21 protein-coding genes and 1 riboswitch are annotated in these 19,591 nt (G+C 45.2%); of the genes, 1 reads left to right on the top strand and 20 read right to left on the bottom strand.

Going from position 1 to position 19,591, the window contains the following annotated elements:
* Positions 1–6 precede the first annotated feature (6 nt).
* The 12 genes from cbiB to FHS45_RS01260 all read right to left on the bottom strand — a co-directional run bounded on the left by cbiB (position 7) and on the right by FHS45_RS01260 (position 11,838).
* On the bottom strand, positions 7–960 hold the full coding sequence (cbiB, locus tag FHS45_RS01315) for an adenosylcobinamide-phosphate synthase CbiB (protein ID WP_062444599.1): 954 nt from the start codon (positions 958–960) through the stop codon (positions 7–9).
* Complete coding sequence (locus FHS45_RS01310; protein WP_062444596.1) at positions 961–2,424, bottom strand: adenosylcobinamide amidohydrolase; 1,464 nt, start codon at positions 2,422–2,424, stop codon at positions 961–963.
* A gap of 4 nt (positions 2,425–2,428) precedes the next feature.
* A complete protein-coding gene (locus FHS45_RS01305) occupies positions 2,429–3,493 on the bottom strand; it encodes a FecCD family ABC transporter permease (protein WP_371871992.1) in 1,065 nt (354 codons plus the stop codon).
* Entirely contained in the window at positions 3,456–4,460 is a 1,005-nt protein-coding gene (locus FHS45_RS01300; RefSeq protein WP_062444592.1) for an ABC transporter substrate-binding protein, read from the bottom strand. The genes FHS45_RS01305 and FHS45_RS01300 overlap by 38 nt, the downstream gene beginning before the upstream one ends.
* Before the next feature lie 78 nt (positions 4,461–4,538).
* Positions 4,539–5,591: a nicotinate-nucleotide--dimethylbenzimidazole phosphoribosyltransferase gene (gene cobT, locus FHS45_RS01295; protein WP_082412002.1), complete on the bottom strand. Its 1,053-nt coding sequence runs from the start codon at positions 5,589–5,591 to the stop codon at positions 4,539–4,541.
* On the bottom strand, positions 5,588–7,105 hold the full coding sequence (locus FHS45_RS01290) for a cobyric acid synthase (protein ID WP_062444590.1): 1,518 nt from the start codon (positions 7,103–7,105) through the stop codon (positions 5,588–5,590). The genes cobT and FHS45_RS01290 overlap by 4 nt, the downstream gene beginning before the upstream one ends.
* Entirely contained in the window at positions 7,095–8,465 is a 1,371-nt protein-coding gene (locus FHS45_RS01285; protein ID WP_062444588.1) for a cobyrinic acid a,c-diamide synthase CobB, read from the bottom strand. Before FHS45_RS01285 ends, FHS45_RS01290 begins: the two co-directional genes overlap by 11 nt.
* A complete protein-coding gene (locus FHS45_RS01280) occupies positions 8,462–9,001 on the bottom strand; it encodes a cob(I)yrinic acid a,c-diamide adenosyltransferase (RefSeq protein ID WP_062444586.1) in 540 nt (179 codons plus the stop codon). The genes FHS45_RS01285 and FHS45_RS01280 overlap by 4 nt, the downstream gene beginning before the upstream one ends.
* A gap of 218 nt (positions 9,002–9,219) precedes the next feature.
* Positions 9,220–9,362, bottom strand: a riboswitch (cobalamin riboswitch).
* Positions 9,363–9,542: 180 nt separating this feature from the next.
* Positions 9,543–9,848, bottom strand: a complete 306-nt coding sequence (locus FHS45_RS01275) for a hypothetical protein (protein ID WP_062444584.1) — start codon at positions 9,846–9,848, stop codon at positions 9,543–9,545.
* A 97-nt stretch (positions 9,849–9,945) separates the two neighbouring features.
* Positions 9,946–11,106 carry an FAD/NAD(P)-binding protein gene (locus FHS45_RS01270; protein ID WP_062444581.1) on the bottom strand — a complete coding sequence of 387 codons (1,161 nt, stop codon included), beginning with the start codon at positions 11,104–11,106 and terminating at the stop codon, positions 9,946–9,948.
* Between the two features lie 21 nt (positions 11,107–11,127).
* Positions 11,128–11,397 (bottom strand): 30S ribosomal protein S14, encoded by a 270-nt coding sequence (rpsN, locus tag FHS45_RS01265; RefSeq protein WP_062444578.1) that lies wholly within the window; start codon positions 11,395–11,397, stop codon positions 11,128–11,130.
* 84 nt (positions 11,398–11,481) lie between these two features.
* A complete protein-coding gene (locus FHS45_RS01260; RefSeq protein WP_062444576.1) occupies positions 11,482–11,838 on the bottom strand; it encodes a hypothetical protein in 357 nt (118 codons plus the stop codon).
* Positions 11,839–12,074: 236 nt separating this feature from the next.
* Between FHS45_RS01260 and FHS45_RS01255 the strand changes: the two genes are divergently transcribed.
* Positions 12,075–12,410, top strand: coding sequence for a hypothetical protein (locus FHS45_RS01255; protein ID WP_062444574.1), 336 nt, complete (start codon positions 12,075–12,077; stop codon positions 12,408–12,410).
* Positions 12,411–12,466: 56 nt separating this feature from the next.
* Here FHS45_RS01255 and spoIIP read toward each other — a convergent pair whose 3' ends face one another.
* The 8 genes from spoIIP to FHS45_RS01215 form a co-directional block, all read right to left on the bottom strand.
* On the bottom strand, positions 12,467–13,636 hold the full coding sequence (gene spoIIP, locus FHS45_RS01250; RefSeq protein WP_062444572.1) for a stage II sporulation protein P: 1,170 nt from the start codon (positions 13,634–13,636) through the stop codon (positions 12,467–12,469).
* 331 nt (positions 13,637–13,967) lie between these two features.
* Entirely contained in the window at positions 13,968–14,801 is an 834-nt protein-coding gene (locus FHS45_RS01245; RefSeq protein WP_082412001.1) for a DUF817 domain-containing protein, read from the bottom strand.
* Positions 14,782–15,003, bottom strand: a complete 222-nt coding sequence (locus FHS45_RS01240) for a helix-turn-helix domain-containing protein (protein ID WP_062444570.1) — start codon at positions 15,001–15,003, stop codon at positions 14,782–14,784. Before FHS45_RS01240 ends, FHS45_RS01245 begins: the two co-directional genes overlap by 20 nt.
* A 10-nt stretch (positions 15,004–15,013) precedes the next feature.
* A complete protein-coding gene (locus FHS45_RS01235) occupies positions 15,014–15,493 on the bottom strand; it encodes a DUF2975 domain-containing protein (RefSeq protein WP_062444567.1) in 480 nt (159 codons plus the stop codon).
* A gap of 552 nt (positions 15,494–16,045) precedes the next feature.
* On the bottom strand, positions 16,046–17,335 hold the full coding sequence (locus FHS45_RS01230; protein ID WP_062444565.1) for a TRAP transporter large permease: 1,290 nt from the start codon (positions 17,333–17,335) through the stop codon (positions 16,046–16,048).
* Positions 17,332–17,811 (bottom strand): TRAP transporter small permease, encoded by a 480-nt coding sequence (locus FHS45_RS01225; RefSeq protein ID WP_062444562.1) that lies wholly within the window; start codon positions 17,809–17,811, stop codon positions 17,332–17,334. The genes FHS45_RS01230 and FHS45_RS01225 overlap by 4 nt, the downstream gene beginning before the upstream one ends.
* 73 nt (positions 17,812–17,884) lie before the next feature.
* Complete coding sequence (locus FHS45_RS01220) at positions 17,885–18,907, bottom strand: TRAP transporter substrate-binding protein (RefSeq protein ID WP_062444560.1); 1,023 nt, start codon at positions 18,905–18,907, stop codon at positions 17,885–17,887.
* A gap of 38 nt (positions 18,908–18,945) precedes the next feature.
* Positions 18,946–19,590, bottom strand: a complete 645-nt coding sequence (locus tag FHS45_RS01215; protein WP_062444558.1) for a bifunctional 4-hydroxy-2-oxoglutarate aldolase/2-dehydro-3-deoxy-phosphogluconate aldolase — start codon at positions 19,588–19,590, stop codon at positions 18,946–18,948.
* Between the last annotated feature and the right edge of the window lies 1 nt (position 19,591).

The raw sequence follows: 19,591 nt of genomic DNA, 5'->3' as shown, positions 1-19,591 counted from the left end.
TCCTCCTTAACTTACGATTAACCATCCGCTTAAAAATAGAATAAATACCAGCCAGCCGCCATGCATGATGTTAATCGACTGGGCAATATGTTCTGTTTTCAGTTCTGTTAGTGGGTTACCGATTTTGCTGCGATTGGATACGACCCCTTTGTAAGTATTGACGCCGCCAAGCTGGACACCGAGCAAACCTGCGGTCATCGCCTCCGGCCAGCCGCTGTTCGGACTTGGGTGCTTGCTGGCATCACGTAATGTGACCCGATAGGCATTCCTCTTGTGAAATGCCGGGTAAATCGATGCAGCGAGCCACATACAAACAGCCGTAATCCTTGCAGGTATCCAGTTGACAAGGTCATCAAAGCGGGCAGAAGCAAACCCGAATGATTCATATCGCTCATTTTTATACCCGACCATGGAATCGAGTGTGTTCACGGCCCGGTAGATCATGGCAAGCGGGGCTCCCCCGATCAGCGCCCAGAATAGCGGAGCGGTAATGCCATCCACCGTATTCTCTGCAACCGTTTCAACTGTTCCACGAACAATTTCGGACTCGTCTAACGCTTCCGTATCGCGGCCAACGATATAGCTGAGTTTCTCCCGCGCCAAAGTAAGGGAGCCTTCACGCAATGGCTTACCTACTTCTTCACCTGCCTGATGTAAGCCTTTGATCGCTATCGTAGAGGAGATCAAGTATACCTCCAGCGCCGCTCCTGCCCAGAAAGAAACCCGTCCAGCCAGGTATACAACCATGCCAATTGAAATATAGGTTATAACAGTAACAGCCCCAAGCAGCAGGAACCCCTTCGCCCTCCGGTGCCTTCCCTTGTTCCATTTTTTATCCAAAAAAGTAATCAACTTGCCTATGATCACTACCGGATGAGGAAAAAGTTTAGGATCACCGATGACCAGGTCGAGAATAATCGCAGCCAGCATAAGATACAGGTGATATTCCAAGAAACCCATCTACTTGTCCGTCCTCTGTCGATAGTTTTCGATCGCTTCGGTGACAGCACGATAAACACTTTGTCCAATCGCTTTTCCTACTCTGGTTCCGGATCCTGCATACGGGGTTGATTCTCCCTGTTGGGTTGCAGCAATAGCGATGCTGTCGGTTGATGTGCCAGTGGCAATGGTCTTTGTAGCCGGGTCTGCAACCTGCATGTCCGCCAGTGCCTTCGTTTTTGCTTCGGTTGCGGACTGGACAGCATTGACGAATGCCCCATCCGTCAAATGGGAATCAAGAAACACCATGATATTAATGGTACCGACTTGCCATTCTTCCTCTGCCGGGTGATTTTCTGTGATATCTACTGCATTACCGACACCGGCGGTAACGACCGTGAAAACAGGCGTGTCCATGATCGTCTCTCTTACGAACGCCTGGTCTGCAAGCTTGACTGCCGTCATCATCCCCAATGTGTCCCCAGCAGGAATGTTCGCATCCTCCAGCCACCTGAGTACATCGGCAGCAGGATCCTGGCAATCGTAGTTTTTTGGTACGTGAAAATTACAAAAATGGCTGTGCCACTGCAACCCTCCCCCTGAAACCGCGTTGGATAGCACCCGGAGCGGACGAGGAAAGGCAATATGAATGTACTGCTCATTCTGCTCCACCTCACCCTCCAGGGTACGAAGATTCGGCTCCTCCATTTTTTCAGGAGCGACGAGCATCTGGGGTTTTGCAAGCGTAGGATGGCTATGGTGCTTGATATCAACACCATATACTTTTTGCAATAAAGCTTCATTTTTTAATACAGAGAGATCACCCTTTTTCACCAGCCGGCCTTGATGAAGAGCAGCAAACTTGTCAGCAAATAAAGCTGCCGTGTTCAGGTCATGAAGGATGGCGACAATCGTCATCTGGCGATTTTTCTGGTGCTCTTTTAAGTGCTGCAGCATATCGACCGTGTGTTTGACGTCGAGATGGTTGGTCGGCTCATCTAAAAACAGGATTCTCGGCTCCTGGGCAAGGGCTTTTGCCAGCAGTACGCGCTGCTTTTCTCCGCCACTCAGCCACTTAAACGGTTTGTCCCGGTAATGGTAGACTTCCGTCTGCTTCATCACTTCGGAAACCACTTCCTTGTCCCTGGGGGAAATATGCTTGATCAGTCCTTTTTGATGAGGATAGCGCCCGAGCATGACGATTTCTTCGACGGAAAAATCAAATTCCACATGGGAATTCTGTGCGAGCACTGCCATCATTTTCGCTTTTTTTCTGGAGGAATACGTTTGGATCGGTTTACCAGCCACATAAATACTTCCACGTGAAGGCTCTAACGCTCCGGTCATAAGCCTTAGCAGCGTCGTTTTCCCACTGCCATTCGGTCCTATTAACGCAAAAAAGTCACCTTCTTCGATAATCAGGTTGATATCTGTAAGGATATCCTCTTTCTGGTATCCGCCTGCCAGGCCATTGGTTTCTATCATGCTTTCACCCCTTTCTCATCCGTTCACGGACCAGCAGCACTGCAAATATCGGCGCGCCAATCAGAGCAGTAATGACACCGATCGGCAATTCCTTCGGTGCGATGATTGCCCTCGAGATCAAATCGGCCAGAACTAAAAATCCCCCTCCTGTCAACATTGACAATGGCAGGACATGCTTATGATCCGGTCCAGTGATCAGCCTGACAAAGTGCGGGATGACGAGACCGACAAAGCCGATCGATCCCGAAACAGCGACAGACGCACCCGTCAATAACGAGGCTCCTACTAAAATCAGGACTTTCCCTCCCTGGACATTCACTCCGAGGTGTCCGGCTGATTCCTCACCAAGTGCAAAAGCATTCAGGTCATGCGTGCGTGACAACAGGAGAATGACACCCACGATGAAAAACGGAACGATCAGCTGTACGTGACTCCACCCTCTCATACCGATATTTCCCATCAGCCAGTAAAGAATCTGGCGCATATCCTCTCTGTCGCTGAGTGCGATAATCAGAGAGATGACTGCACCGATGAAGGCGCTGATAATGATCCCAGCAAGGATGATCGTCTCAATATTCAAATCACGGCTGGACAGCCTGGTGATAATAAAAACGATCATCATCGTGATGAACCCGCCAAGTATAGCAACGACAGGTAAAGTATAGCTCCCCAGAAAAGCGATGGAGATTTGAAAATAAAGTACGGCAACTGCCCCAAGTGCCGCTCCTGACGAAACACCGATCGTGTACGGGTCGGCCAGCGGATTTCTTAAAAGTCCCTGGAAAGATGCGCCGGCAATCGATAACGAGGCTCCGACGAATAACGCCAGCAACACCCGGGGAAAACGTATTTCCCATATGATGACCTCGATATTACTGGATCCTTCATGCCCGAAGATGTCACTCCCGAACATTTTCTCTGCCAGCACGTCCAGAACAGCAGTCAAAGGAAAAGATACACTGCTGACAAATAAACCAAGAAGGGCTGCACTAAGTACAAACCCTCCACTGAATATATACATCCATACTGTTTTATTCACTGAAAACTTCCGGGTAAATGAGTTCTCCAAGTCTCTCCACTCCATCGATTAAACGTGGGCCGGGTCTTGTAACGGTGTCATTGTCGACATCAAAAACCTGCTCGTCTTCAACCGCAGGCACTTCACTCCACCCCTCGCGTTCCAGCACCTGATTTTCTGGGTTGTCAACATAATAACCATAGGTCGTAATGATTACTTCCGGATCTAAATTTACTGCTTCTTCTTCTGTAAACTTGACCCATCCTTCTTCCTCTTTGGCTGCGTTTTCTGCGTTAATCGCTTCCAGCATTTCGTGCATGAACGTCCCTGAACCAGTTGTGAAAATATCAGGGGCAGGCGCGACTTCGACCCAAACCTTTTTCTTCTCTTCCACTTGTTGCGCTTTTTCTTTCACATCAGCTAAGCGTGTTTCCATATCTTCTATGAGTGCAGTCGCCTCGTCTGAACTTCCTGTTGCTTTTCCAACAAGTTGAATATTGTCATACACGGCATCGAATGAATTAGCATCATCCACGACCACAACATCGATGCCAGCTTCCTCAAATTGCTCGAGCACGGCTGCATGATTTTCATGGTGGAAGGTGGTTACCAGCACCATGTCCGGCATCAGTGACAGAATCTTTTCGACATTCATTTCCTGGCCGCCGACCTTTTCAATGTCTTCTGTTTCTGCTGGGTAATTACAGTAATCCGAGACACCGATCATTTTCTCTCCCTGACCGAGTGCAAAAGCGATTTCCGTGTTGCTTGCCTGTACCGAAACAATCGTTTCCGGTTCTGCCTCTATTTCCACCTGCTCGCCTGACCCATCTTCCACGGTCATTGGGAAGGAGTCCCCAGAAGTTTCCTCTTGCGTTTCTTCACTTTTGTCTGCTGGTTCATTCGTACTTTCCTTGCCTTCGTTTCCTTCTTCTGTCACCCCGCATCCGACCAACACAGCCAACAGGACTGCCAGCAGTATAGAAAATAACGATATTTTCGCTTTACTTGCCATCATTTTTCACATACTTCCTTTCTATTTATCAACCACGGTTTGTTTTCCGCAATAATCTCCTTTAAATAGGCTTTTTCGCGGTTACTTGTTCGTAACGCTGGCCTCATCGAAGGTAGCCATTTCACTCCGCATTCTTGCTGCCGCTTCCAGTACCGGAAAGGCAAGAGCTGCACCTGTCCCTTCACCCAGCTTCAGTCCGAGATCCAATAACGGTGCCGCCCCGATGTCCTCGAGGGCCATTTTATGACCCGGTTCTTGTGATACATGCCCCGCAAACAGATAATCTTTTATGTACGGGTTAAGCCGGACAGCTGCCATTGCACCGGATGTACAGATAAATCCATCCATGATTACAGGAATTCCGGCCTGTGCAGCTGCCAGAATCGCCCCTGATATGGCGGCAATCTCATAGCCGCCCAGCTTTTTGAGCACATTTAACGGGTTGTCAGGGTTTGGGTCACGAAGCCTGATCGCTTCTTCAATGATCCTGCTTTTATGCAGCTTTTTCTCTGCTGAAATGCCTGTTCCATGACCAACCGTCTGCTCCACGCTGCAGCCTGTAAGTACGGCCACCAGGGCGCTGGCTGCTGTGGTGTTTCCAATACCCATCTCACCTACGATGAGGCATTTTATTCCCCGGGCAATCATCGTGTTCGCTGACTCGGCACCTGCCAATATTGCAGCTTCCATTTGTGCTTCAGTCATGGCATCCGTTTTTAAAAAATTCGCTGTGCCAGCAGCTATTTTTTTTGTAACGAGACGATCATCGTCTATCTCACCGGCAGCACCGACATCGACTACCTGTAGGGATGCACCAATTTGCCGGGCAAAGACATTGATCGCTGCCCCGCCATCAAGAAAATTCCTGATCATCTGTACGGTCACTTCCTGTGGGAAAGCTGAAACCCCTTCTTCCACAATGCCATGATCACCGGCAAACACCAGGATTCCCGGTGGGGACACCTGTGGGACTCCCTGATCAGTAATGCCGGCAAGCTGTTTAGCGATTTCCTCCAGCCTCCCCAGGCTTCCCGGCGGTTTTGTCAACGTGTCCAAGTAATGGGCAGTTTCAGTGATTCTTTCCTTGCTTACTGGTTTGACTGATTGGATGATTTCCTGCAGTTGTTTATTCATTTTACTCCCCCGACTGTTTCATAAGTAGATAGTCGTTCATAAAGCTTCGGTATATCAATAGCCTTGCGGACATGCGCTGCCAACCGGTCGAATTCCTGTTCCTGAAAATGCTGGACTGAGGTCGATGACTGGAGTGGCTCCAACCCTTTTTTAATTCGGAGCGAATTCAAAAATTCTCTGCGAAAAATATCGTTATGGAAGATTCCATGGAAATAAGTACCGATAACGTCTCTGTTGCTTGCACCATCGGTCTGTCCGTCATCCATGATAATGAAATTACTTACAGTATCCTCGGCAACCGTTGTTCCCATGTGGATTTCATACCCTTTTACAGGAATAGTACGGCCATCCCAATTCACGGTTCCACTCGATCGGACCGTCTTTTTGTATCTGGAAAGAGTCGTTTCGATCGGCAGCAAGTCCAGCCCAGGGACTTCCTCAAGATTGGTCTCCACCTGATAAGGATCTCTTACTTTGGTTCCGAGCATTTGATACCCGCCGCAAATACCAACCACGATAGCTCCTAGTTCCCGGGCTGAGGTGATAGCCTTGTCCAGCCTTTTGTCTTGCACATAGATAAGATCCTCGATCGTATTTTTGCTGCCAGGCATAATGATGACATCCGGCTGCATCAGGTCAGCTGCCTCCTTAACAAACCGGACATGGCAATCTGCTTCGATCAGGAAAGGATCAATATCGGTAAAATTAGAAATCTTCGGATATTCGATGACAGCAATATCGATCGGTTTATCGGTGTTCCCACTCCTCGTATATCGGCTTAGGCTTAACGAATCCTCCGCCTCGATATGAAGGTCATTGATATGGGGAACGACACCAAGCACCGGTTTTCCAGTATACTTTTCAAACCATTCCAGCCCGGGATCAAGCAGTGCTTTGTCTCCCCGGAACTTATTGATGACCACCCCAATTACACGGTCGCGGTCTCGTTCGGGCAAAAGCTGGAGCGTTCCAACGAGACTGGCGAACACCCCGCCTTTATCAATGTCTCCCACTAATATGACCGGTGCCTCGGCCATTTTTGCAACGCTCATATTCACAAGCTCCCGGTCATTCAGGTTGACCTCAGCCGGACTGCCGGCTCCCTCGATGACAATCCGGTCATAACTTCCAGCAAGCCGGTGGTATGCCTCTGTGATTATTTGTTTGGCAGTATCGTAGTATTCTGAGCGGTAGGCGCTTGCCTTCATGTTCGACACCGGCTTTCCATGAACGACAATCTGGGCATCGTTATCCCGGTTCGGTTTGATCAGGACAGGATTCATATCCGTGGTTGCCGTAATACCGGCCGCTTCCGCCTGGACACCCTGAGCCCGTCCAATTTCTTTGCCATCGGCGGTTATGTAGGAATTGAGCGCCATGTTCTGCGACTTGAACGGAGCCGTCCGGCAGCCATCTTCTGTGAAAATCCGGCACAGGGCGGTGACAAGCATACTTTTCCCTGCATCCGAATGGGTTCCCTGGATCATGATCGGTTTTGCCTTTTCACTTTCCATCCCGCTGCTCCTTGCAAAGACGCAAAAAATTCTCCAGAACGTCGGGATTCGAGGCAAAATGGATGTGCGTATAACCGGCAACCACATTTTTATAAAGAAATCCTTCCTCGCCCGTTCCGAACCTGCTTTTCACCCGATAAGCTCCAGGAAGCTCACTTGATGGTTTGAAGATGGAATAATGGAATTCATGTCCCCGTACTTCCATGCCGTCTTTGAAAAGATAGTTGTTTGGAAGCCCAGAGATTTCCCGGTACCCAAGGGCGGCGAGTTTCGTCTGCATTTCCGTTTTACCAGGAAGCACACCTGCCATCGGATATTCGTTACCATCGAGCGTCGTGATCGATTCGGATAAATACATCAACCCTCCGCATTCTGCCAATACAGGGAGACCACTTTCAATTGCTTCACTAACTGACTGCCTGGCTGCTCGGTTTTCCGCCAGCTGCTCAGCAAATTGCTCCGGAAATCCGCCACCTAAATAAACGCCATCCGCTTCAGAGGGAAGCTCCTCTCCTTTTAAAGGGGAAAAATAAACAACCTTAGCTCCATACGCTTCCATCAACTCCAGGTTTTCCTGATAATAGAAGTTGAATGCCTCATCCCGTGCTATTGCGATTGTTACATTGATCACACCCCTACGCTGAAACAGAGAGGAATCAGTTTGCAAGGGTGCCTGTTCACTAATCTGATAGATTTGCTCTATGTCTACCGTCTTTGCAACTACATCTCCAAGCTGGTCCAGCTGCTCATCCAGTTCCCCGCGTTCGATGGAAGGCACCAGCCCTAAGTGCCGCTCCGGCATCTTAAGACTTTTATCTTTCAACAGATATCCACAGACCGGAATGCCACACTCCTGTTCCACCGCTTCTTTTATCAGCTGATAATGCCCCTCACTTCCGACCTTATTTGCAATCACTCCGGCAATATTAACTCCTGGATCCAGTAACTGAAAACCTTTTACGATAGCAGCAGCACTCCTGGCCATCGCTGAGCAGTCGACAATCAGAATCGTCGGAGCACCCAACAGGGTACTGATTTCTGCCGTGGAACCCTGATTGGATGTTGGCGATTTGCCGTCATAAAACCCCATGACTCCCTCGATGATCGAAAGGTCTGCCCCTTCACTTCCTTTGACAAATACTTCTTTCATCACATCTTCAGGGAGCATCCAGCTATCGAGGTTACGGGAGGGACGACCGGTTACGGCGGTATGATAGGAAGGGTCTATGTAATCAGGACCGCACTTGAACCCTTGAACCGTGAGCCCCTTTTTGATAAAGGCAGCCATTAACCCGATTGCGATACTCGTCTTGCCGGCGCCACTGGATACACCTGCAACTACGAGACGGCGGGCAGTCAAAACTCCACACCACGGACGGCAGGAATGCCTTCATCATAATAATGTTTTTCCACATCAATGACCGATACAAGATCAGCTGCATCCTTTACTTCCTGGAGCGCACTTCTGCCAGTAATCACGAGGTGGACATGCTCCGGCTTGTTGTGGATCAGTTCAATCACCTCTTCCAGCGGCAGTACATCGTCGACCGGAAAAGAATCAATCGCAAGCGCATTATTCAGTTCATCCAGAATCACGACATCATACTCCCCGGACAGCACTGTTTCCTTGGCAAGGGCCCACGCTTTTTTTAATGCCTCCCGGTGGATTTCCGGTGTCTTTGTCCAGGTGAACCCTTCACCCAGCTGAATAATCTCAGCACCCAGTTTCAACAGTGATTTTCTTTCGCCATAAGGGCGTTTCGGGGACTTGATGAATTGCAGCATTTTCACCTTTTTGTCATGGCCTAATGCCCGGACAGCAAGCCCGGTTGCAGCCGTCGTCTTCCCTTTTCCATCACCGGTAAAAATCAATGTCAACCCCTGCTTCTTTTGCATCCTATCTCCTCCTCCATAGTTACAAGTGCAATTAGAAAAACTTGGCTTATCGCCAAGTACTTATGGCGAAAGCCTTAGATTTTCTTAACTTTAACAAAGTTAAACATTCTTAAAGTAAAAAAACACCTTCCTCTAAAGGAAGGTGCGACTCTAAATAGGCAGAATATGCAGCATACGTATTCCACGTACTTACAAGCCTCCCTTGTTCCTCGAAGGGCAAACTTTGCGACAAACAGGCAGGCATCCTGACTTACATTCTAATGAAGAATGCTTACAGTGGCGGGACCGTGTTGGACTTTCACCAACTTCCCCTTTTCACCTTAAAGGCTTCCCTTTAAGGACCTGTTCGTATGATATGAAATTAACCTTATTGTAGACGAAGCTATGAATCTTGTAAACAACTCTTTCTGGGAAGCGCTAATAATTTCATTTTATACTTTCTTTATTTTAAATTATCTGTTAGTGTAATAAAAATAAAGGCAGCGTATCACCAGTGACCTCCCCAAGCTTTCTGGTATACTCGCTGCCTTTTCTCCCCTTGCTAATCCTCCAAAGCTATGATAAATCTGTGATTTTCTTTATCTAAAAAAAGACTGTATGTCTGGTACGGCTTAATCTGTAATTCTTTTACTATTTCTTGCGGGATATTGAGCGAATGCGTTTCGGTAATGTATCGTTTGTTATGGGTGGTCTCCGCGCAGGCTTTTTCAATATAAATATACTGAGCTTCATAGGTAATATCCACTTGCTCACCTACACCAATCCCCAGTTCCTTACATTGACTTACAGGCATATAAACAACCGGACGTTTCGGAAGTGGTTTTGATCGTACTTTTTTCAGAACCATACGATTCCTCCTTCTTTCACTTATTTGTGGGCTGTCAGAGCTCCTGAATATCCACTTAGGACTGTTACGGGGATATTTTTTGCATGTCACATTCCTCCTAGGATGATTCCACGATACGTGCTGCCGCTTTTCTGGCCCCGGCTATGTTTCTTGCAACCGGACCTAATTCCAGTTCCGCAAGCGCCCCAGCAACAAATAAGCCCTTTTTCCACTGCAGTCTGGAATCTACTACTGGAAACCCACATGGCGCACAAGGAAGGTTGTACTCTTGTATCACAGTTGTCAGCCACTCCCTTCCTGGCAGGCCAGACTCTGCGCCGGTAGCCAACAATAGAGCATCCGTATGTACGCGTGAGCTGTTTTTCATTTTTATTTCCAGACCTTGTTTGCTTGGATAAACTTTCTTGATCTCATCTGTTACGATCGTCAACTTTTTATTTTTCTCCTGGCGTTTAAGGCTCACGTACAACCCTTTGGTAATTGTACCTCGATGTCTGGCTTCTTGGATCATCGCCCGCCGTTCCTTATAGCAGGTAATCTGGTTGTATTTATTCAAGTATTTAGGCCCGAGCCATCCTGGATCACTATCAAAGTCTTTCTGGCGAAATGGATGACGCTTAATCAAGGTAACCGATCCATGTCTTCTCTGCGAAAGCGTGTTGGCAAGGTGGGCTGCTGTCATCCCTCCTCCAACGACTGCAATCGAATTATCAATGTTTATATCTTCTCCATCTTCAAACACATGCATGATTTTGTCGGGGTACTCTTCTTTCATGTCAGCTGCCCATGTTGGATAATGGGGTTGATGGTTAATTCCCATCGCAAGAACAACTTTTTCTGTATCAAATGATTGATGGGAAGCAGTTGTTACACTCCAACAACCACTCTCGTAGTTCAGTCCCTCAACCGTATCCTGCTTCCAGGAGCTCTGCAGCCCTATATGGTTAAACAACTCCATACAATGCTGATTGAACATATCTAAACGGGGGCGCTGATAATATCCTTTAAATGCCTGAGCATAATCGTTTGATTTCGCATATTTCTTTAAACTGTATGGATCCGGGTTCAAGTGATGTACAGAAGGCGATCGTAAATAATGCATTCCGATTTTATTAGTAAATGACTTCCACGTCTCTATCGGCTCTTGATGAGGATCGATGATAAGCAGTTCATCACCTGTTACTTTTTTATGATAGAGGAGACGGGCCGCCACTGAACATCCTTGTATCCCACCACCTATGATTATCCATTTAAACAACGGCCGTCACTCCTTTCCAAGTTACCAGCTGGCCTTCTTCACACCAGGCAGTTGCCCTTTATGGGCATATTCTCTAAAAGCTATCCGGGACATATTGAATTTTCTCATATAACCTCTTGGACGGCCTGTCACTCCACACCTTCCCGTTAGACGTGTGGGAGAAGAATCACGGGGTAACTTTCTAAGTGCTTCATAATCACCTTTCTCTTTTAATTCTCTTCGCAGCTCCGCATATTTCGTCACCATTTCCTGGCGCTTCGTTTCTTTTGCTATTTTAGACTTTTTAGCCATAACCGCCTCACCTTTCCTAATATTTTTCTAATAAGTAATCATTACGTTTTAAAATGAGCAAAAAATTTTTATCCCTTAGGATTCTTAAGGAATAGCAACCAAAAAATACTTCTTACGCTCTTCGTATTCCAAATGCTGATGAACGATATCGGTGCAATCCCTCCATTCGATACTTTCCATACAGTCTATAAGTTTTTTGCCAACTTCCTCTTCAATTTCTTTCATTCTATTAAGAAGCTCAAGCAGGGTTATATCAAAATGATTGGCTGCTTTTTTATGCGGAGAGTTAATGGACAGATAAGAGATGTATTCCTTTCGAGTGGCAGTGACCGCTGCAATCTCATCTTCCATTTGAATGACATACTTATACAACTCTCTTTTATCTCCAGGTAAGCTCTCTACAATTTTGTCAATTAGCAGCTTCTCCAAATAATGATTCAAGTTAATCATCTCTCCCTAAACGATAATTATTGAATGGCATCACACAAAACGTAATGATTACGAATTATAATATTTAATTGTAATTGCGTCAACCTCCCCCCTAAAAGAGATTTAATAACAAGAAGTTAATAGCAGGCATACTATAAAATAAAAGTTGTACCCACGCAATATATTCGCATAAAGTTAAAATATATGGTTGAAAGAAATTTATCCCCGTAAGTAAAAGAGGAGATTATATGTGTATATCTACTAATTTCATTGAACAGGAACAAGATAAATACAGACAGGAAATTAAGGAAAAATCACTGTATAAATTAGCTCATTCATACAGTGAAATTCCTGGACAAACAGATGAGGATTGGACCAATAAAATCATATTAGAGGATGAGACTGGCAATCTTTATCCTGTTGCTCCCAACCCAAACGGGTTAAGTTTTGCAACAAAAGAAATCACCTATTCAGAATATGAAAGGTTAGAAAGTAAAGAGAACAAACGAGCATTTGTAACTTTCTTTGGGATACTAGGCTTTTTAATTACAGTTATGGTTACATTCACCTGGTACTTTACTTGAAAAACCAGTTTAAGTAAGTATCTCCTATCAAAATGGTTAATCGTTTGTTAACCGTATCATTCAGAGACCTTGGCATCGACTGTCTCGGCATCCTGGTAGTAGTAATCAGCAAAGACATCAGCAAAAGCTTCGATGGAATTGTATAACTCCGTAAGATTATTGTCGACTCCACCGAATTCCAGGAGCATAGCCCGCTCGGTTAAATCCTGGTTGTAAATACCATTACCCTCCATCTTTGTTTTAATGAAGACCCCACGACTGATTCCCGGATATTGACTTTCAAGGGCCTCGTGAATTTCTTTAGCAATAGCAAGATTTTTCTCGAAATTTTCATTTTCTTTTCCTACGATAAAAAATAAACGGGCATATTCGATACCGTTGATCGTTTGGGTGGTTATCTTCTTTGGTTGTGAGTCCCGATGGATATCAACTAAATACGTCAAACGATCGTCTTGAGCCAGTGCCTCTTGGACAAGTTCCCGAGATAAAACATAGGAATGATTATAATTCCAGCCCTTTTCCTTCAACCCCCTGGTCATATCAGTTCTATCATGGACAGCTCCAATTCCCCGAGTTTCCAACTCTTTTTTTAGTTTACTGCCCACCGCAATTACATTGACGTCTGGATTCGTGCTGGATGCATCCTGGTTTGACTCCCCGGTTAACAGCGGGTTGAATGCTTCCCAGCTATGGGAGTGATAAATCAGCACGGATTTATCTTCAATAACCTGGCGCTCCCTTTTTTCTTCTTCGTCTTCCTTCTCTTTTGCAGCATCCAGTTCGTCCTGATCGACTTCCCTGCTATTTAACTGCTCCTCACTTGGAGGTGGGGACTCAATCGGTATATTACTGAAGTTGGTACCCTTCCCGGCAATCGCTATCTCTGTATGATATCTTTCCAAACCAGGCAGTTCCCTCCCTAGTAAGGTGCGAATGTCGCCTAATTCCACATCGGTAGCCATTTTCAGTAAATCAAACTCACCAGTCAATTGGTCAGGATAATGTATCCGTAAAGAAGTCATTTCTCGAGCCATAAGAAATAGAAACGCTTCGCTGGGGAGGGCTTCTGATACAGAACGAACAATGGTTGAGGACAAATGGTCTTTTAAACTACTGAATGTAACCGATACAGATAGCAGGATACCGGTTAATAGCATTGATAAAAACACCCACAACAAGACGTTTCTTCCCCTGCGTATGTAGTGACCAGGGATTTTTGGCAGCATGCACTTCATCTCCCCCGCTAGAAACTTTAATAGTCTAGCTTATGTCACTCTATTAAAAAGCATGACCATTTAATAGAAGAAATGTCTTTCAAATTACTTTCCATAAAAATAGAAATAGCACCTTTTCTGAGAAAAAAGGTGCTATCGTATGCATGCTTTATGTGATACTTCCATCATGAAGATAAACTATCAAGATTCATGGAGAAACAATGAAGGAATTTTGACAAGCTATACTTTTTTGAGACTTTTCCCACTAAAGATCAAACGTAACACTTTTCACAATGTAAACATCGATGCATACATTGTTTTTTCGTCAAAAAAACACTTCAGACTACTTACTAATATTCCCTTTTACTTGCTTCAATGTCGCCACGATCAGAAAACTGACAATTACTAATAACAACCAGGAACTCACCTTTCCGAGATGGACAAGACTCCACGCTTCTGTTTGATTCGGATACTCCCATGCTCCGAAAAACGTCGCAATATTTTCAGCGACCCAGATAAAAAATCCAATCAGCACAAACGAAAGAGCAAGCGGCATACGGTAGCGGCTGCCATTAACCAAATAAGTCACCCACGAACGCCAGAAGAGTAGGATTACGAGTCCGGATAGTATCCAGCGCACATCCATCCAGAAATGGTGCGTGAAAAAATTCAGGTAGATAGCGGCTGCCAAACTGCCCACCACCCAAAATGGGGGCCACTGGACCAGCTCTACCTTCAACCTGCGCCACGCCTGGCAAAGGTAACTCGCTACACTCGCATACATAAACCCACTATACAAAGGTACTCCCAGAACTTTGGAATACCCTTCATCCGGATAAGCCCAGGAACCCATATGCACCTTGAAAATTTCAAGCGCAAGTCCGATCAGGTGGAACAGAGTGATCACCTTCAATTCATCACGCGTTTCCAAACCGGACCGCACCATGCCCCACTGCATCAGAAGAAAAATGATCAGGAGCCAGTCATACCGGGGCAGTATTGGAGGAGTGATAATTTGCGTAATGGCCAACGAGGCAAAAATTACTACTGGGAATACGCAGGATAATGCTTGATTCCATCCAAAATGAAAAATCTGTACTACCGCTTTTCTGGCTTTGCCGCCAACAGCCTTAGTCACATCAGAGTTCGGCAGGGAATTATTCACGATCGTCTTCATCCGGCTGGTATTCCAAAATATCTCCCGGCTGGCAATCCAATGCCTTACAAACTGCATCCAGCGTCGAGACACGAATCGCCTTCGCCTTTCCATTTTTTAATATCGAAAGATTAGCCATCGTGATACCAACCCGCTCCGAAAGTTCGGTCACACTCATTTTTCTTTTCGCCAGCATGACATCAATATTGATGATAATTGCCATGTTCATCACCTCAGACCGTTAACTCATTTTCTGATTTTATTTCAATAGCGGTGTTTAACAGTTTTTGAAGCACCGCCGCAAAGACCGCAATCACCATGGCACCGAAAATAATTATCATGCCAATTACGATTACACCTGGTGCATCATCATACTCCGCGAAGAGATAAATGATCGGCATCAAAAGCACATAAAAACCACTGATCGCAATGGCACAGTATTTGATATTCTTCAACGCCTTTACTGACAAGTCTGAAAAAGCTTCGCTTCTATCAATATAGCTCAAAAGCCGATAAGCCTGATACAACGCCAGAAAATACGCCAACGCGGTAGCATATAAACCAATAAACACAAGATATTGCACATAACCCATCCCCGGAATTACCTCAGAGAATCCACGCGCGATGGCAGGTACCGCAAAAATACACAAAGCAAGAACCGGTATCCCCATAAGAAACACAGCAATCTTCAAAAAAAGTGTTTCCCGTTTCATAAACAGCACCTCACTAATTTAATGTCAGTTAAAATTTACCACAAAATTTATCGTTTTACAATAAATTTTTATTATTTAGGGGTATGTTTTTGTTGATTATTGCAGTAGGGAAACTGCTGAATAAGAACCCATTTTCTTATTAACCTTAATCCTTACTATAAAGACCTCTGCTCAAAAGGATATTCTTGCTAACGGTCTTTATCCCGCTTATAAAGACCCTCCAATCAGAGTTTGACTACTATAATGAACCTTAGACCCGTTATAATGACCAGCCGAACTGACCGAGCTTCCTCTAACGGTCATTAAGCAGTCTGCTCCTACAAAAAAAGGACTTCCGCCACCGGAAGTCCTTACTTTCTTATTATTCCACTTGCCACTCGGAAAAAATCCTTCCTCACACACCTTGCAGGGTGTCTATGAATGGGCCTGCTGCTCCAAACACAGCACATGCAGAAACAGGAACAACAAACACGGAGAATTCATCCGCCGCCTCTTCAGTCTGTCGCTACTCCAATAAAACTGCTTTCCCACACAGGAAAACAATCAATCAAACTAAAATAAATCAGGACTGATTTTTTCAGGTAAATAGAATGCTATTTCAGGGAAAAATGCTATCCCGAACAAGACTACCAGTATGATCGCTATATAAGGCAGTACTGCTCCGAATGACCGCTCAATAGAAAGGTTGCCTATTTTAGCTGCGAGCAATAGACATAGCCCATATGGCGGAGTGACCAATCCTACTGCCAACGTCATAACGGTTATGATTCCTAGCAATACCGGATCAATGTTAAAGGTAATTGATACCGGCAGAATTACCGGAATAAATAGAATCATAGCCGGTATAGCATCCATAAAGGTACCAACGAATAAAAAGAAAGCGATGATAATTAAAAGGAAAACCCATTTGCTATCGATATTTTCTGTGAAAAATTGGTTCGCCCATGCAGATAATTGATAATAACTCATCAATTCCCCTAATGCATTGGCTGCCGCTAATGCAAATAGGGATAGCGAGCTTAGCGTGATCGTATCAATAAGAATCCGTGGGAAGTCCTTCAGCTTCAATGTTCTATATACAAACATGCCAATCACCACTGTGTATAAAGAAGCGAACGCGGCTGCTTCGGTTGCTGTAAAAATACCTGTGATGATTCCTCCTATTAGGATGACCGGGGTCATCATGGCCGGAATCGTATCAATCAATTGCTTGGTAAAATTCTTTAAGGATGCCCGTTGATAGGTAGGATAGCCTTTTTTTAAGGCCAGCATGTATATCAAAGTCATCATACCAAGTCCAATTAAGACCCCCGGGATAATCCCCACAATGAATAAAGCACCTACAGAAACATTCGTTAATCCGGCATAAATAATCATCGGAATGCTCGGAGGAATTACCACACCGATTGTGGAGGAGGCAGCTGTAATCGCAACCGCATTCTCTTTATCATACCCCTGCTTTTTCATATTCGGTATCAGTATTTTACCTACCCCGGCTGTGTCAGCCTGGGAGGCGCCGGATACTCCCGCGAATAGCATGGATACGAGAATATTAGCATGGGCAAGTCCTCCCCGGATATGCCCGACGATAGATAGAGAAAAATCAATCAATTTTTGAGAGATTTGACCGCTGTTCATCAGGTTAGCCGCCAATATGAATAACGGCACGGCAATCAGAACGAAAGAGTCCAAACCATTTAACATTTTTACAGGGACTGTCACTTCTGGTATATAAGGAACATTCATAATACCTAGCATTGCTACAATGCCGATGACAAAAGCAATCGGAATTCCAATGATCATCAGGATCACAAATAAACCTACTAATAATGGACCTATCATTCTACTGCCTCCTCTCTACTAAAATTCCTTAGGATACGAATGATGTGGTTAAGTGTATAGATAACCATGGTTCCTCCCATGATTGGGACGGACACCCATACATATCCCATTTTCATTTGTGATAAGGATACCCAGTTATAATTCCAGAAACTCTGAACAGCCTGGATGCCATAAAAGAAAATAGCAAAGCTGAAGGCAAGCAAAATGAGATCGTTTATAATGAATAAAGTATTGCGCTTTTTCCCACGTAACTTCTTCAGGACAAGATCAAACTTGAAGTGTTCTCTACGATTCAGCATGACAGAAGCGCCCATAAATACCGACCAGATGAACGAATAATTGGCCACTTCTTCCGTCCAGACAACCGAAACTCCCATATACCTGGTGATAACCTGGATGAGAATGGCTGTGAAAAAGATACAAAGAAATAGGATGCCGAGTGTCAATTGGATACGTTCCAGCCATTTGATGAACATGGTTTTCCTCCTTCTTACACGTTAAAAGGAAAGGGCACCTCGGTGCCCTTTAACCCACAGGGTTCTTTCGGTGTTATTTCAACTCCCTGATTTTTTGAAGCATTTCTTCTGCGCCAATTTCCTTAGCGGTTTTTTCCTGGATTGGTTCAGCCAGTTCAATGAATGGCTCACGGTCGATTTCATTCACTTCCGCCCCATCCTCGATGGCTTTTTCCTTATACTCTTCTTCTTGCTCCAGTACTGACTTTCTTTCTGTTTCTACAGATGCTTCAGCCGCTTCCATAATGATTTCTTTCTGCTCATCGGAATAGGTATCGAATTTCTTGCCGTTTACCAGTAAGAAACGTGTGGTGTAATCGTGTCCGGTTTCTGTGATATATTTCCCGTTTTCTGTTTTATGGTGATTTTGCTGTACGAAATAAGGATAAGAGTTTTCAGCTGCATCTACGACATTCTGCTGCAGTCCCTGGTATAGTTCACCCCAGGCTACTGAAGTCGGTACCGCACCAGTCTGCTTCCAGTAGTTAGCCACCGCACCGGAAGTCTGCGTACGGTATTTCATTCCTTTAATGTCTTCCATGGATTCCAATGGTTTTTTACCATAGTAATGACGTACTCCTGCAGACCAATAACCAAGCAGTTTAAAATCGTTATTGGATTTTTCATTGATAATATCAGCCATTTGTTCTCCTACTTCACCGTCAACCACGCTTTCCCAATGCTCATAACTGTCAAAAACATACGGGAGTGCAAACAAGTCGATTTCATCAATCCCGGCTTTACTCATAAATCCTGGCGACACCAATACCACGTCTGCCCCGCCTAGCTTGAGCTTTTCTACTAATTCCGACTCACTAGTCCCCAGTGTACCCGCATGAACTTCAACCTCAATATTGCCCTCTGATTTCTCTTCTGCCACTTCCTTGAATTCAACGAGTCCATCCTGGTAAGGGTTTTCAGGAGACGTCTGGTTGTGGGCAGCAACGATCTTAATCGAATCTCCTTCTCCTTCTGCACCGTTTCCTTCCTCACTGCAGCCCGCAAGTGTCAATACACCAGCTAGCAGCATAAACAACAAACCTGTCAGTTTTTTCATTTTGAAATCCTCCCTGATATTGAATTCGCTTACATATTTTAGTTAAAAACAGACATAGCAGACACTTTCTTTACATATGATGCTGCACGTTTGGCAAGTTCATCGTAGTCCTCATCTTTATTCAACTGCTTAGGATTAACCAGCTGGCTGCCGATGCCGACTACTTCCGCACCATTTTCAAAATATTCTTCCATGTTCCCGCCATCAATTCCGCCGGTTGTCATCAACGGAATTTGTGGCAGCGGGCCTTTTATACTTTTGATATAACCTGCCCCCACTGTTCCTGCCGGAAACACTTTAACCATGTCTGCCCCGTGTTCATAGGCTGTCAAAACCTCTGTCGGAGTGAAAGCTCCCGGGATGCTTGGGACCCCATAACGTTTCGTTACCTTTATCGTTTCGGTATTAAGTGTTGGAGAAACGATGAAGGTGGCGCCGGCAAGCAACATAGCTCTTGCCGTTTCTGGATCAAGCACTGTTCCTGCCCCAATCATCAACTTATCACCTAAAGCTCTTGAGACTTTCTCGATAATCTTAGCCGCATGATCTGTTTCTGCTGTAATTTCCAGTGCATGGATCCCCCCTTTATGTAGTGCTTCCGCAATGGGAACAATATTTTCCTCATCAGCATTCCGAATAACTGCAACGATACGCGCTTGTTTCAATCGTTCAAAAATACTCAAA

The sequence above is a fragment of the Thalassobacillus devorans genome (assembly GCF_011761345.1).
Taxonomy (GTDB): domain Bacteria; phylum Bacillota; class Bacilli; order Bacillales; family Halobacillaceae; genus Thalassobacillus; species Thalassobacillus devorans.
The sequence above is the reverse complement of the archived record's forward strand: the minus strand, read 5'-3'. Positions and strand labels throughout refer to the sequence as shown.

What these genes read in the sequence shown, in the direction of transcription:
- cbiB (WP_062444599.1), bottom strand. Translation starts at nt 960, where the DNA reads ATGGGTTTCTTGGAATATCACCTGTATCTTATGCTGGCTGCGATTATT.
- FHS45_RS01245 (WP_082412001.1), bottom strand. Translation starts at nt 14,801, where the DNA reads ATGAAGACGATCGTGAATAATTCCCTGCCGAACTCTGATGTGACTAAG.
- spoIIP (WP_062444572.1), bottom strand. Translation starts at nt 13,636, where the DNA reads ATGCTGCCAAAAATCCCTGGTCACTACATACGCAGGGGAAGAAACGTC.
- FHS45_RS01235 (WP_062444567.1), bottom strand. Translation starts at nt 15,493, where the DNA reads ATGAAACGGGAAACACTTTTTTTGAAGATTGCTGTGTTTCTTATGGGG.
- FHS45_RS01255 (WP_062444574.1), top strand. Translation starts at nt 12,075, where the DNA reads ATGTGTATATCTACTAATTTCATTGAACAGGAACAAGATAAATACAGA.
- FHS45_RS01300 (WP_062444592.1), bottom strand. Translation starts at nt 4,460, where the DNA reads ATGATGGCAAGTAAAGCGAAAATATCGTTATTTTCTATACTGCTGGCA.
- FHS45_RS01280 (WP_062444586.1), bottom strand. Translation starts at nt 9,001, where the DNA reads ATGCAAAAGAAGCAGGGGTTGACATTGATTTTTACCGGTGATGGAAAA.
- cobT (WP_082412002.1), bottom strand. Translation starts at nt 5,591, where the DNA reads ATGAATAAACAACTGCAGGAAATCATCCAATCAGTCAAACCAGTAAGC.
- rpsN (WP_062444578.1), bottom strand. Translation starts at nt 11,397, where the DNA reads ATGGCTAAAAAGTCTAAAATAGCAAAAGAAACGAAGCGCCAGGAAATG.
- FHS45_RS01290 (WP_062444590.1), bottom strand. Translation starts at nt 7,105, where the DNA reads ATGGAAAGTGAAAAGGCAAAACCGATCATGATCCAGGGAACCCATTCG.
- FHS45_RS01310 (WP_062444596.1), bottom strand. Translation starts at nt 2,424, where the DNA reads ATGATAGAAACCAATGGCCTGGCAGGCGGATACCAGAAAGAGGATATC.
- FHS45_RS01230 (WP_062444565.1), bottom strand. Translation starts at nt 17,335, where the DNA reads ATGATAGGTCCATTATTAGTAGGTTTATTTGTGATCCTGATGATCATT.
- FHS45_RS01275 (WP_062444584.1), bottom strand. Translation starts at nt 9,848, where the DNA reads ATGGTTCTGAAAAAAGTACGATCAAAACCACTTCCGAAACGTCCGGTT.
- FHS45_RS01240 (WP_062444570.1), bottom strand. Translation starts at nt 15,003, where the DNA reads ATGGCAATTATCATCAATATTGATGTCATGCTGGCGAAAAGAAAAATG.
- FHS45_RS01225 (WP_062444562.1), bottom strand. Translation starts at nt 17,811, where the DNA reads ATGTTCATCAAATGGCTGGAACGTATCCAATTGACACTCGGCATCCTA.
- FHS45_RS01220 (WP_062444560.1), bottom strand. Translation starts at nt 18,907, where the DNA reads ATGAAAAAACTGACAGGTTTGTTGTTTATGCTGCTAGCTGGTGTATTG.